At 40.3% G+C, this 13,761-nt stretch carries 12 protein-coding genes and 1 pseudogene; 7 read left to right on the top strand and 6 right to left on the bottom strand.

Annotated elements, in window-relative coordinates:
- Nucleotides 1-65 precede the first annotated feature (65 nt).
- Nucleotides 66-377, top strand: coding sequence for a hypothetical protein (locus ICL16_RS33620; protein ID WP_190835906.1), 312 nt, complete (start codon nt 66-68; stop codon nt 375-377).
- Nucleotides 378-484: 107 nt separating this feature from the next.
- On the opposite strand, the gene ICL16_RS33615 is transcribed toward ICL16_RS33620, so the two are convergent.
- Nucleotides 485-1,003 (bottom strand): LecA/PA-IL family lectin, encoded by a 519-nt coding sequence (locus tag ICL16_RS33615; RefSeq protein WP_190835905.1) that lies wholly within the window; start codon nt 1,001-1,003, stop codon nt 485-487.
- A gap of 302 nt (nt 1,004-1,305) precedes the next feature.
- Between ICL16_RS33615 and ICL16_RS33610 the strand changes: the two genes are divergently transcribed.
- The 4 genes from ICL16_RS33610 to ICL16_RS33595 all read left to right on the top strand — a co-directional run bounded on the left by ICL16_RS33610 (nt 1,306) and on the right by ICL16_RS33595 (nt 3,065).
- On the top strand, nt 1,306-1,911 hold the full coding sequence (locus tag ICL16_RS33610) for a hypothetical protein (protein ID WP_190835904.1): 606 nt from the start codon (nt 1,306-1,308) through the stop codon (nt 1,909-1,911).
- Nucleotides 1,912-2,042: 131 nt separating this feature from the next.
- A complete protein-coding gene (locus ICL16_RS33605) occupies nt 2,043-2,255 on the top strand; it encodes a type II toxin-antitoxin system VapB family antitoxin (protein ID WP_190835903.1) in 213 nt (70 codons plus the stop codon).
- Nucleotides 2,242-2,667, top strand: a complete 426-nt coding sequence (gene vapC, locus ICL16_RS33600) for a type II toxin-antitoxin system VapC family toxin (protein ID WP_190835902.1) — start codon at nt 2,242-2,244, stop codon at nt 2,665-2,667. Before ICL16_RS33605 ends, vapC begins: the two co-directional genes overlap by 14 nt.
- Nucleotides 2,668-2,744: 77 nt before the next feature.
- Nucleotides 2,745-3,065: a hypothetical protein gene (locus ICL16_RS33595; protein WP_190835901.1), complete on the top strand. Its 321-nt coding sequence runs from the start codon at nt 2,745-2,747 to the stop codon at nt 3,063-3,065.
- Between the two features lie 72 nt (nt 3,066-3,137).
- Here the strand turns inward: ICL16_RS33595 and ICL16_RS33590 are convergent, their stop codons facing one another.
- The 4 genes from ICL16_RS33590 to ICL16_RS33575 form a co-directional block, all read right to left on the bottom strand.
- Nucleotides 3,138-4,244: a hypothetical protein gene (locus tag ICL16_RS33590; RefSeq protein ID WP_190835900.1), complete on the bottom strand. Its 1,107-nt coding sequence runs from the start codon at nt 4,242-4,244 to the stop codon at nt 3,138-3,140.
- 5 nt (nt 4,245-4,249) lie between these two features.
- Nucleotides 4,250-7,609, bottom strand: coding sequence for an acetate and sugar kinases/Hsc70/actin family protein (locus tag ICL16_RS33585; RefSeq protein WP_190835899.1), 3,360 nt, complete (start codon nt 7,607-7,609; stop codon nt 4,250-4,252).
- A gap of 107 nt (nt 7,610-7,716) precedes the next feature.
- Complete coding sequence (locus tag ICL16_RS33580; protein ID WP_190835898.1) at nt 7,717-10,275, bottom strand: P-loop NTPase family protein; 2,559 nt, start codon at nt 10,273-10,275, stop codon at nt 7,717-7,719.
- Nucleotides 10,276-10,514: 239 nt separating this feature from the next.
- Complete coding sequence (locus ICL16_RS33575; protein ID WP_190835897.1) at nt 10,515-11,285, bottom strand: Uma2 family endonuclease; 771 nt, start codon at nt 11,283-11,285, stop codon at nt 10,515-10,517.
- Nucleotides 11,286-11,680: 395 nt separating this feature from the next.
- Here ICL16_RS33575 and ICL16_RS33570 point away from each other — a divergent pair, with 395 nt between their 5' ends.
- Both ICL16_RS33570 and ICL16_RS33565 read left to right on the top strand, forming a co-directional pair.
- A complete protein-coding gene (locus tag ICL16_RS33570) occupies nt 11,681-12,172 on the top strand; it encodes a DUF3574 domain-containing protein (protein WP_190835896.1) in 492 nt (163 codons plus the stop codon).
- A gap of 170 nt (nt 12,173-12,342) precedes the next feature.
- A pseudogene (locus ICL16_RS33565) lies at nt 12,343-12,621 on the top strand (two-partner secretion domain-containing protein); the annotation flags it as partial.
- Nucleotides 12,622-12,777: 156 nt separating this feature from the next.
- On the opposite strand, the gene ICL16_RS33560 reads toward ICL16_RS33565, so the two are convergent.
- On the bottom strand, nt 12,778-13,701 hold the full coding sequence (locus tag ICL16_RS33560; RefSeq protein WP_190835931.1) for a transposase family protein: 924 nt from the start codon (nt 13,699-13,701) through the stop codon (nt 12,778-12,780).
- Between the last annotated feature and the right edge of the window lie 60 nt (nt 13,702-13,761).

Here is a 13,761-nt window from a genome sequence, read left to right as displayed (position 1 = left end):
CGCTCACACTCGAATCATTTTTATTCTTTTACTAACTCACAAGTCATCTTGCTAATGGGGGGGGAGTGAAAAGTTACCTCACTTTTATCTATGGCACATTAGTTAAACCAGAAGAATTTACAAAGATAGAAAGATATAATATTAAAACAGATCCTGTGAAAATAAATCTTGTTAATAAAGTTGTTGCTCAATCAATAGAACTTAGAGCTAATTCACAAAAGTTACGTACTCGATATCAAGAGCTAGGTTATCGGTTTGTTGCTTTTAAAGCTCAGATGACTCATTTGCGAGAGCAATGGACTGATTTTACAACAACCCCAATAAACACCCAAGACGAAAAAAACTCATCACCCTCGAGCCCCATTTCTCCCCTCTGAGGGGAGAAATGGGGCTTGTATCTCTTGCTTAGAGCGGGTTTGAGCAATTAAGTCAAGCTCGGCAAATTGATTGCGTTTAGCAATTTGACTTGATACTGTTCAACTACCTACTGTACTTGAACGGTAACTGTGTAACTACCAAAGTTATCACCAAATGAGCCAGTGACATCATTGAAACAAAGAAACAAGTTTTCTGTTCTTGGTATGGTAGACAGTTGACCACCAGAACCAATAAAGAAGTAATTTCCGTTTAAACCTATTTTACCAACAAGCGCACCGACTGGTCCTGGGTAAAGAACATTAAGATCAATCTTTTTGCCAATATCAGTTCCACTTACAAATCTATCACCATCTGGAGTAGTGGCTGGGTAGTCATTCACAGAGCCTCCCTCAAAGCCATAGAAAGCCTGACCAGTTGCGGAAAATGTTACAGTATTACCTGGATTAACCCTGATTCCAGAATTTATACAGCCTGCAGATGCCGGAACTTGAACAGTTCGTACTGTCTGGGGATTTACTATCTGAGCATTTACTTTCTCAGCAGCTAACTCGAAAACGAAATTAGCCGTTAGGGCAGTTACGGCAATTGAGTGAACCAAAAATTTGAGATTAATTTGTTTTGACATATAATTAATGCAGCAATAGCTGATGTTTACGTAAGTAAGAAAGTCAATTTTATCACACTCTTAATTAGTAAAAATAAGCAGTGAAAATGAAGGTTTTGTAATCATTTGGCAATCCGAATGTAAAATTAAAGTTAAAATTTGATAAACAACTGCGTGATTCAGTTCTTGATAGGCTTCACCAAAACAAGTGCCTGTTCCTATCTCAAGGTTGTGCGATCGCGTGTTGCATCACTTAATGCCGCACAGTGGAGTCTACGTAATGTCACAGGGAAAGGCTTTCTTACTATAGTGAATCAAAATCTGTGTATCTTGTACGTCTAGCAGGAATATATGCAGATAATGCATCGGCAAATCGTATGATTGAGTCAGCAGCTAAGAAAGAAGTTCCTAATCCGTGGGCAAAACACCTTACAGCCTGTAAAGATTGGCAAGCTTGGTGGAAGGATAAAGCGCTGGCTAAAGGTCAGACGCCTTCGGAAATGTTTCTCTGGTATCTTGCTCTTATCCATCGAGAGAAACTTAATTCTCTACTTTTAAATTCCAATTCAATGAAGCATCTTCCAGTCAGTTTCCGTGGAACAACGGAAGAAGCACTAGATATATATTGTGCCCAATTACAATACACTGATCTAAATGGTGGTACTGAGGTTTTTCCTACCTGTGGAAAAAGTATGGAAGACGACTTTGACCACTTCGCCAAATGGATCGGATTCATCCTTGCTTATAGTTTAGCTGGAATTAGTGTAGACAAGTACAAACAGACAGCACTAATGATCGGTGCCGCCGTTGAGCTTGAAATCCCTTTTGACAACGAAGTTATGGTTTCCCTTGATTCATTTGGGGGAGACAAAGAAGCGTACCAAAAATATTTGGAAAACTCTCAAGCGATGGTGAACAGTAGAGGTTAAACTGCGTACTCCTATATTGAATGCGATCTATTTGCACGAAGTTAAGAACACTATTCAGTGCTGCCTTAACCCTTAAGTTATAATGCTCCCAGGATACATCTTTCTCAGTTAATTGTCTAATAAACACAGAAATGCAAATCACCCTAAACCTTGAAGAGTCCCTTCTCAACGAAGCCTTTCAACTTACCAACCTTACTACTCAGGAAGAATTGATAAATCTGGCTCTGCAAGAACTTGTACGCTCACGCCGTAAGAAAAACCTCCTTGACCTCGTGGGGCAGATTCGATTTACTGAGGACTTTGATCACAAAGCTCTGCGCGAAACTCGTTATGCTGCTGATTGATACGTCTGTTTGGAGCGGCGTGTTCCGCGTAGACGCGGAGCGGCTTGCCGTCAGGCATCGCAGTGGTCAGATAGGTAAGCAGCTAAAAACTCTGATAGCTGATCGAGAGGTTCTACTCTCCCGCTTTACTCAGCTTGAACTGCTGCAAGGTAGCCTGAATGAAAAAGAGTGGACTCTCCTCTCCACTTACCTTGAAACACAAGATTATGTTGAACTGAGTCATCATTCCTGGCAAGCGGCTGCTCGTATCTACTATGATTTACGCCGTCAAGGACTCACGGTTCGCACTCCGATTGATTGCTGTATCGCGCAATCTGCTTTGGAGAATAACTTACTATTAATTCACAATGATCGCGACTTTGAAACCATTGCGCAAGTGCGATCGTTCCAACACTTCCGCTTTCAACCTTGAATCTTTCTCTTAGTGGAAAAAATTATACTCTTATCAGGAGGTGATAAGTTGACAGTGTAACGAATGGAGGGAAAGATATGTCCAAGATAGTCTACCCTGTTGAGTACCGAATTGTTCAGCGCCACATTACAACAGAAAAATCTTACTGGCACTTCCTCAAAGGCAAAGTATTTTTTAATCCGCTCAATCTACCAACATATGGGGATATTGAGTTTATGTTTGGCACAACCAAGAAAAAGGTTGCGATCGAGCTTTTTCGTATTAATGGTGGGAAGCCTGGGTACTATTTAGCGGATTTACTAGAACGCAAATATTACTACTGTGGTTCCATCTGGGAGGATGTAAGGACAACGTTATTGCTCCTTGGAATTGGTCGAGTTGATCCAACGAAGAATTAATCTGTTATGGGTGGAGCGCACATCAGATAATGGTGTGCGTGAAGATTTGCGTTCGCACTGTACAATATTATATTAAGATGAGCGGAAAATTACACGCCCAGGAAGTACCTCATCATTAATCTTGGCATAAACACGCAGGCACGCAGATACTTCAGAAGGTACTCCACCGATATCTAGTTGCAAATCGTCTTTTGACCAAGTAAAAATATCAGCATAGGTTCCCCATAATGGGCGAATCTGTATTTGGTATCCAGCATGACGCGCTTTTTCTACCGCAGTGTCAAGAGTGCGCCGTGCTTCAAGTTGCAACTTGCCCCACCAAGAATAGCGATCGCACGGGGGCAAGTATACTAGAGAATGAATCGCCTCATCCAAATCCAGTCTGGCACGCAAAGCCACTACAGGATCGGCATCAACAGTAGTTGCTTGTACGCGATGAAACCGCTCCATCAGCGCTGTAACATACTTAGACTTTTCTGACTCCATTAAAGACCTGACACCAAATCGGTCTATACTCTTAAGAGCATGGTGTAAACACGAGTCTAACTCAATAAACTTGAGACAAGTAGCGACAACTCCAGCTAAAAAATCAAGTTCTCCCCCCCGTGTTTCCACCATCAGTGGATTGACAACTTGCTCTGATAAACGCAACCCAGTAGCTTGAACCTTTCCTGTCAAACCAAAGTAAACAGATTCATCACGAGCGAAGGGTAGTGAAACGTAGGTTTGCTTATCTTCCACAACACCTAACTTACTCACCTGACACGAAATCCGCTCTTGCCAATCGTGAGCCATCTTTTCAGGTAAGCGCAGCAGCAGACGTTGCATCTCGTGCCACAAATCGGTATCATTAGTACTAATAAATTGGTACTGACCGATATAATTGAACAGTTCGCGATCGCTCAGCATTGCTTCACCAACCTGAAGCAGATTTAATTCCTCTGCTGCTGGCTCTAATACATCCTCCCACAAAGAATCTTCACTCGGTTCCAATACAGATGATGGTTCTAAAATAGCATCCAATTCCCTCAGCAATTCCTGACAAGCACTTCTACCAGGATCGGTAGTAGCTGTAAGAAGTGCTTGCTGTAATTGAGTTCGCAGCCCATGCAAACCTAACCGTAATACCCAGGCTAAATTTGAGTTGTCAATTTCTAATAACTTGCTGAGGTGGTGCATTTTAGTTAATGTTCGCCAGAAAAGGGATCGCGTTCTGCTTTAACATCATTAGGTTGGGCTTGGAGAGTGTCTCGGAAAACGCACCCCTCCTGCTGAAGACATTCTAGATTTGTTGATGTCCAATATGGTACTTCAAACGCATGTACTCGCAGGATACCTTTTTCGCTGAGAGAAACGTAATATCGGCAAGGATACTCGCTTTTAACGAATGGTTGGGGTAATTGTCCAATCAGTTCCCATTTATTGGATTTGGGATTGTGGAATTGAAAGTAGAAAGTGTGCTTGCCACTTACTGGGAATGGAGGTAATTCTGTAATTAAACCCATTTCTTGTGGTATTATTACATCATCATAGCGAAAAACTCGCAAGTCTTTACTATAGTCTTTATTAGCATCAAATACTACAGTATGAGCATCTGTTTTCAGAGCGTTGGCAGATTCGGCAACATTGACAGCAATATCACATACTATACCATTATCAGAAATCACTGTTGAAGTTCCGATCGCTCTTGCCGCATCCAAGCAAGGTAGATTGACAGAAATTAAGTAATGGGGATTACCTCGGCAAAGTAGCAAGTCGATATCCAGCTTTTGATTAATCTCAAACTGGACTTTGATGTGATTTTTAAAATCTTCCTCATTCATCGACAATTTCTTCATCAATGCATCACCGTTATAACTACCCCAAAGCTGTGGTTTGATATTTTCAAAGTCTTGGCGTATAATATTATTGGTTAATTGCATTCCCTGCCAATCACTACGAAACTTGGCGATCGCATCACTTGCTTGGAGTTGATACAATTCTTGTCCAGCGTGAAAAATTGGATCTAAACTTCCACCAATTACCTCTCTTTTAAAAGAGCATGGCAGAAAATAAAACAAGTTTTTGACATCAATATAAAGTTGGTTGGCTCCTTTTTGTAGTAATTGCTTGGATTCTTTAGCAGCAAAACCGAGTTGTCTGAGCTTTTCCGCATAGCAGGCTCCAGCAGAAGTTGCTAACTTTGTATATTCTGGTTCAAAGGTTACTCGATCTTTATTCCAAACAAAATAGTCAGATTTGCTAAACACGCGATAAAGTTCGCGTTCAACTAATTCAAAATTACAAGTTTTTCCTGATAAAATTAACCAATCTACTTGTTCATTGTTTTGTGTATTCGGATTACTAGACTTGGTTCTTAAAGCATTTTCTACTAACCCTTGCGCAATGCCAATTGCTTCTTTGATGACGGGAGATACAGCTTTTTCAAATTGGTGTACTGTTAATGTTACACTCAAGCTATCAATTACTTCATTAGGTAAGTAAATGTCTTGTTGTTGCAGTAGTTCGGCAATTTTTTGCCCGTCAACAACAAAAGTTGGTTCGGGAGAATCTTTGCAGCGCTTTTGACCTAATATAATCTTAGCATTTTCAGCTTGTTCCCAAAGAGTGTAGAAGGTTTGCGCCCGCAAAGAGGAATTTTTCCAACGGGTAGGTAGGACTTTTTCGGCTGCATTTAAAGCATCTTTGTAAGCATCACCTTCGCGAATTTCTTTGTCTACACAAGCTAAGAGTTTACCAGGTTGGAATTTGCCATTTTCCAAAAAGCGATCGCTCAACTCTTCGGCTTGCACTTTCAACACATCTTTTGCCAAAAGTTGAGAGGTAACTGCGCTCAGCAAACAATCAGCAATAGCAGCTTTTAATAGCAGAAAAAGTCGCAGAGTTATTAACTCACCGCCTAGTTGTAAATGACCGGAAGAACCTAACAATTTAGGAGTAAGTTGATAATAGCGCCCACCATCACCTCTGTCTTCACCAGGTTCAAAAGGATTAATTTCTTCTAATGTCAAACGAATCAGCGCTAAATCTGTAGTTCCCCCACCAATATCTAAAACTAAAACATTTTGCCACCATTTGTCCCCATCGTAACGACAACGGGTTTTGAAAGACTCAATCCCCACATTCAAATCGCCACCAAATTCGCGCCAGAGAAAGAAGATAGCTACTGAAATAGCTTCGTCATAAGCCATTTGCACATCTTCGATGCCCAGATTTTTCACTCTGGTTTCAATTTCACGCCGCACAAATGGTGAAGCGATCGTTGGGTAAGTCACCACAGCGCGGTAGAATTTACCTTCAGAACACTTACCTGGGTAACGTTGGCGGTACTTCTCGGTTAACTCAATCAGTTGAGCGTAGGCAGCTTGGAGTAAACTATTAACTTGTATAGTATCTTGTTTGCCATCAAGTGTAACTTGGAAAGAACGTTCTTGCCCAAAGTAGCGTTTGGGCGAGTGGAGAAACTTGCCTTCAATCTCTTCCCCACGTACGATCGCTTCTAGTCTGTGTTGTCTAGCTTGTTCTCCCAATATTACTTTAACTTTTGCTGGGTTGTCTTCCGTTAAAGAAGGTTCTAGACTAACGACTTCCAATTCACTCTTAATTTCACTCAATCGACGATCCTTGTCAAGTTCTACAGATATCAAACTTTGCCACTCCAGCGGTGGTACGCGAAAAACTTCGTGGTAGATTTGATTGAGGCGAATACTGGCAGCGCGACGAAACCACGAATAGCGTTTGCTCAAGATAATTTCTATTTGTCGAATCGCTTCTAGTAATTCTGTACTATCGAAACTGCGAAATATTTCCCCAGGCTGAGACTGATTGACTAACTTAAGTTCAGTGAGAAACTTTTGCCATTCTAAATCCCAAGCTTGACGACTAATTCCGGGTATGTCTACTATAGGACGTTGATTTAACCATGCAGCTAGGCGATCGCGCAACCGTTCTTCTTGCTCACCTGGTAAACTATCTGGAGTTACAATAACCTTTGGGTCATAAAGTGTGACTGTAGAATTAGATGTGCCAAAATCAATCGAAAACCAGCCTGGGTAGGAAATTTCTGGCTTCTCCTCCAATGGTAGTTCGATTTGAGATATTGGTGTTATTGTATCTTCAACGGGCATTTGAATTTGTGTATCTCCTACTGGATAAGTCCAAATAACGCACTCAGCTGTAGAGTGTTTGGGAACAAATAAGATGGGATTACCGATTTCGTCGGAGTCAAAATACTCCACTTTGACTTGCAAAACACAGTTCACACTTGCTGGTAAAGATTGATACCACCGACAATCATTTTGCTTGAATCGCTGCGGGGAAGAGAGTCTCAGTAGTTTGTTGGTAAGTAAAAAGTTAACACTTTTATAAACAGATTGTATCTGAGCAGCCAAATCTTCCGGTTTTCCGGTTACAGAAATATCAATACGGGAAATATGAGGTAAATTAGTTTCCGTAGGTTTAATTTCAATGACTGGTAGAAGTAACAAGTCATTATCTTTAATCCGCAGTTGGTAACGATTTAGAAGTTCAATTTTTACCGACATTTTATTTAATCCTTAAAGTATTGTTTGTAGTAAGGACTTTAGTCCTTATTTCACTCTTATGAGAGGACTAAAGTCCTCACTACGAACTACTAAATTTTCTTTAATCCCTAATTGTCTGGATAGGAAATCGTCGGAATTTGGGAAAGAGTTTCTAACCAAGGTGGAGTAGGAGCAGCGGTATCCTCTTGAGCGGAAGCAATATCCCGAAGTAAAGGTTCGTGCTTCGACTTTAAAAGTTCTTGCAGATTATCTACTATCTCCTTCAAAGCTAGGGAAAAAGAAGATTTTACCTGGTTTGTTAATTGACTCACATACTGAACGAGATGTAACCCTGTAGTAGCAGTTATTTCATCCCGCAATCGTAATACCGCAATTTGGTGATTGAAAGCTCTAGGGGTAACAGGAAATCTTTTCTCAGGACTCCAGTCAAAAATTTGACCGTTGGAATGTTTGTCATCTTTACGTGCTAATGGAAATATAGTCTCAACGGCAAGAGTTGAGACACTACCTGATAACCCACTGTGTTGTATAATTAGTTTCTGCCATCGATTAGCAGGATCGACAGCACGTAACAGAGTCCGGAATAAGCGGAGTTGACTTCTACCAAATTTATTCTCAATGTATTTTTCTTTATCTGGTGACAATATGGCGTTGAGTTTGTTGCGTTCTAGTTCTACGTTGTGAGACAATTTGCTAAACAAGTCGGTGACGGCTTCTGTTGTGCGTGCATGGGCAAAAACTTGCATTTCGTTGATAGTTTGGACAAATGCTGGATAAAAATCGTCACTTTTACTGGGGATGAAGTCTTCTACTTCATCGTCTTCAAAAAAGCTTTCACTTTTTGTTAAGGCGATCGTACCATTTTTAGTTCTGTCTAAGAGTAAAGTCCACTCGCTCCAATCAAAGAAGATTTTATCAGTTAGTTCATCTTTGACGAAATCGCTGACAGCTACACCGTTACGGTTAGTCAAGATGGGTTGTTGCTCTAAATCTTCTTGAAATTGCCGATAGGTAGTGACTAGGTTTTCAATTGCTTCGCGCAATGTCACAAAAGCAGGGCTTTCTACTACAGGTATGTAGGCGGGGATTTCTAAGAGGAGATTTTTCAGGTTACTCTGCTCTTTGCGCACAGAAGCAGCAGCTTTTTGCGTGTCTTCTAAAAGTTGTTTCATCCCATGCACAGCTACATGCTCTTTGAGTAAGGAGCGCAGTCTGCCAATTCCACCATCAGAAGCATAGTCACTCAATTGTTTGCTGAGTATACTAGATGTGGGCAGCATTTCACTCAATTGTTGCCATTTAAGTCTCTGTTCTAACTCTTCTGGTTTGTTCGGTTTGTCTAATTCTGGTAAAAACTCTGGTGAGCAAACTTGTATAAGTGAAGACAGTTCTGCTAGTTTAGTTAATCCGTAGAGTTGTGACAACAAGACAATATTCTTTTTTTCTGTTGTCAAGTTGCTGGCGCTGGCTATGGTAAGTTGGAGGATGCTCAACTGTTCGAGTAAAGTTTCTTCGGAAAGTAGAGGTTCATCTAAAAGTTCGTCAATAGTGCGATCGTCACTACGCGATAGGGGAAGTTGATTGAAGCGTCCTACACCTACAATGATACGATCTTTGAGGTCTTGTCCTTTATCTCGTTCTAGCATACTACGGATTTTCGATGCTGTGACGCCACCTGGATATCTACCATTGAGTAGCAGTAAGATAGTTTGTACATCTCTAAGTTCCCGCAAAGATAAAAAAGCATCCCTGACACCGGAATCAGCAGCACCTAATCCGGGAAAGTCTAAAAGAATGAATTCGTTTGTTCCTTGTAAACCAGATAAATCCCAGATTTCCTTTGCGACTTCGACGGTGATGTCTATGCGGCGAATCAGCGAGAAGCTATTTTGTAAATCTTGAGCTTCCGGTTGCGATGATTCCCAACGTTTGGGTGCAGCTGGTAGGCGATCGAAGTTAAGCTCTAAAATATTCATGGGCGGCTCAGCTAATCTTAAGCCTTTGTGAGCGGTAATGCGATCAATTTCGTAGCTTTTTCCGCAAATGTGTTCTTTGTATACACTGTAGGTACGAAGAAATACTACCATTTCTCGTAGCAAAGAGCGTAATTCTAAGCTTTGAGTTTGGTTCCATACTTGTTCGCACCATTTTAAGATACCATTACTATCAACTACATTAGTTGGGTACAGGCTTTTGAGTGTAGCAAGTTGTGCGTCGGGTATTTCTGCTACTTTTGCTCGTTGTTGGGTTTCTTCGAGCATAAAGTGCAAGCAATCTTTCACCCCGGCGTGGGAAAGATATTCAACTCTAAACTTGCTGACTTTTGTTGTGTGCAAGTCTTGTTGTTGGAGGTGGATGGCAGTAACGTTACCTGTGGTGGGGGTTTCACTGACTGGTAGTGCATCAGCATAGCCGATGAGACTACCTAAAAGCAAGGTTTTGCCACTACTGAATTCCCCCATAATGCCGATTTTAACTGGCGAGGATGCAAGTTCTACTGTTCTTTGGGCAGACTGGGCAAGGCGCTGGATGCTTTCATTGATGCTACTGGGAATCCAGCTTTCTTGCGGTGGAGGGTTTTGTGCTACCGACTCCAAGCTTTGGATAATTGATTCCCCATACTCTTTATAGCGGCGTAATTTTTCTACTGTTATATCACTTTTCATATCATCTCACCCTAAATGCGTTTCCTATTTGGAGACGCTTTATTTTAAATTACTGTTCTAGCTTTATATATCTAAGTATCACCTATCGGCAAATCTGCACAGACCAAAGTGCCAAAATTACCTCGACACACAATGTAGAGACGTTACATGTAACGTCTCTACAGAATTGACAGGTTTAAGGTGCGGATTTGGTATAATTTACAATGGGAGTTTATTGGGTAGGTGGCAATGCCACGAACTCAAATTGTATTCGGATCAACGCCCATCTCTCTTAACCTTTCTGCCAGTCGAGTAGCTCGAAGTCGTTCGCTCTCAGCTCGAAGTCGTTCGCTTTCGGCTCGAAGTCGTTCGCTTTCGGCTCGAAGTCGTTCGCTCTGACTTGACTCTGCTCCAGTAAGAATCACTTCACCTTGTTTATCGCACCACCGCAACCAAATCCCTGGCTGCTCTTCAAACGTACCCTGCCATAATGTTAAACCTAACCCTACTGTTTCTAACCAGAAAGGTTCCGTCATTTCTACATACTTTCCTGCTGTGAGTACATATACTCGCAACAGTTCACCGTTCATTTGCTCTGCTTCCTGGATTTGTTGCAGTGGGTCAAATACTGCATAATATGCTATACCGACACGGGTATAATCATCTTTCTTCGCGCCCAATTCTTTGCCTTTGCGATTGGAAACGATTTCAATCGCTACTTCTGGTGCTTTGCCAAACTCCCAGACAAAGTAACTGCGATTTTGCTTTTGACTCCAATCTGCAGGCATTTGTACATTCAAGCTGACAAAGGCATCTGGTACAACAGGCTCCTGCTTTCGGGAGTAGAATATCCCTACATTTGCTGCTGCAATGAAAGGAGTTGCTAGTACTCGGTTGCTATACAGTGGTTCTACCAGCAGCCTTTGTTGCTTTTCACTTTGGAAGTTGTCCACTGGTTTGTCATCCTCGATTTCCAGTTGGCTAATGTCGGGGATCGCAATTTCCTCTGTATCTAGAAGCTGCTGAGACATAGGTATATTATTTTAGCCTAAAGCCATGACTTATTAAATATTATATAGCAATCCTAATTGAGTTATGAACCGCCAAGACGCCAAGAATGCCAAGAAAAGAAAGACTTGTGTTTACAAATCAGGATCGCTATAGGTAGGTTTCTAGCCAATTTCACTTTAAGTGCTTAAGTTAATTTCACTCACAACTAATAAGTTTATAGAGAAGCTTAAACATCTCCAATAAGAGTCTAACTGAAAAAGTTTCTTGCAGAATGTCTACTATTTTCGACTTTCTCTAGTCAGGAAAAGTCAGTAATTTATCAAAAATTGCGGAATTGATTTAGTAAGTTTTGATTAATAAGTAGAGATGTCAAAGTCATTAACATTTCAGTAAAATTAACAAAATTGTTTATATTATGGCAAGAAAAATTGTACAAAAAAGCTTAAATGTATTAGCTATTACAGGATTACTTTTTACACCTGTCTGTGTAAATACATTGATGATTGCCCAATCACCACAACAAAGGGAAACGCGATCGCAACTAGCTTCGCAACTTACCCAAAAGCCCATTCAAGCCTCAAGGGAAAAAATTCTTACTAAAGATGAGTTGTACTTTGGCTTATCTAAGCCCAGTGGAAACATGATATCTGAGGATGAGTGGCAGTTATTTTTGAGAGGTGTGATTACACCCCGCTTTCAAGACGGATTAACTGTAATGGATGCCTATGGGCAATACCTCAACGGTTCAGGCACACTGACTAGGGAAAAGACTAAACTAATCGTTCTAATTTATGAAAACAGCCCTACCAAAAAGTCCCAAATTGAGGAGATAGTATCAAGATATAAACAAACCTTTCAGCAAGAATCAGTTTTGCGGGTGACTAGCACTGTGAGAGTGTCTTTCTAACTGGTCTAATGGTAAAGTTTTGTTAATCAATGCAGAATTTTGCGCACCAGAGCTGAGAAGTTTATGAACAAGTATTTGTCGAGTCAAAGCGACTACTCTGAGGATGGGCAATGTCTGGCAAAGGAAATACTAAAGGTTCGGGCTGGGGCTGCTGCTTGAGACTGAGGATAGTGAGCTTGTGTGCAATAGGTAGTGTATTTGCGTCAATAGCATCCGCTGTCGCTCAAATCATTCCCGATGGTACTTTACCGAATAATTCCAGCGTTAAATTGGAAGGTAACACCAGCGTTATTACTGGAGGAACGCAAGCAGGTGGTAATTTATTCCATAGCTTTCGAGAGTTTTCCCTGACGACTGGTGGCACTGCATTTTTTAATAATGGTGCGGATATTCAAAACATCATTAGTCGAGTTACGGGTGGAGCAGTCTCTAATATTGATGGGTTAATTAGTAGACATCTCCGAAAACTTCAAAAACTGCTTTGTGACTAGTTTCTGGTCTACAAATACAAGCGAGGCAAATTAGCTAGCTTAGACGGTATAATAAGGGTTAGAGATATTTCTTGTTGCTAATGAGACAAAAAAGTATAGTTATGTGCGTTAATTTTATGTCAATAAAATACGATGTTTTTCTGTTGGTAAAATTAGTGCTCCAATTCGTAATCTTACTAACCCACAAATGGTCAAAATTACTTGTTCATATTTTTTGGAACTTAACCTAAATCTATCTTGAACAACTCTAAATATTTTTACTGAACGGATTCTGTGTTCAACAAATACCCGTTTAGCTGAAAACTTTCTATTTTCTTCTTTTTGTTCAGTTGTTAACTCTCCCTTTTTTGGTTTCTTAATTGGAGTTTCAATTAAATCCTCCCCTTTATATCCTAAATCTCCTTTAAATCTTTGCAATGGTTCAAAGCTATCTCGATTTTCTCTAAATAATGTTATATCACTTTTAGGACCTGGTTCACCAGCCACAACATCAACAATATCTCTCCCATCTGGTAAAATAATTATCTGACTTTTAAAGGTGTGATCACAATATTTTCCCGAGTAGTATTTTTTCTGCTCATCATTATCTACAGGTCTTTCCCTAACTTGTTCGTAGCTATCTACGATTAGTTGATATTCTGTTAGTATTTCTTTGACTACTTCATAGTCACTAGCTTTTTTTTTAACTTGTTCAAGTAAACTTGACGGAAGCAATTCTCTTAATAATGGAAACCAATAATTAAACGTATCATTTGCTGTAGACTCACTGACTCCAAATTGGATACCAAGAAGTTGAAAAGTTGTCATGTGTCGGAGATAAACCAAAGTTAAAATTATTTGTTCTCTCACCGAAAGTTTTGGTTTTCTACCTCCTCCACCTGTAATAATTCTAGTCTTTTTCGATTCGATTACAGATTGTTTTTCATCATGTAATTTTTCCGCATTTTCCATGAGTATTTGTAGCTCTTGATATCCCAGACCAATTAATCGCTGTGTTTCTTGAGGTTTCTCTTCAATGTAATTCAGTATATTACTCATATTTCCATGTAAAAAAGTTGTTTTAATATCTTTATACCACATAACATTACTATTTTGGAG

The sequence above is a fragment of the Iningainema tapete BLCC-T55 genome, from assembly GCF_014698965.1.
Classification (GTDB): Bacteria; Cyanobacteriota; Cyanobacteriia; order Cyanobacteriales; family Nostocaceae; genus Iningainema; species Iningainema tapete.
This window is presented reverse-complemented; position numbering and strand designations above follow the sequence as displayed.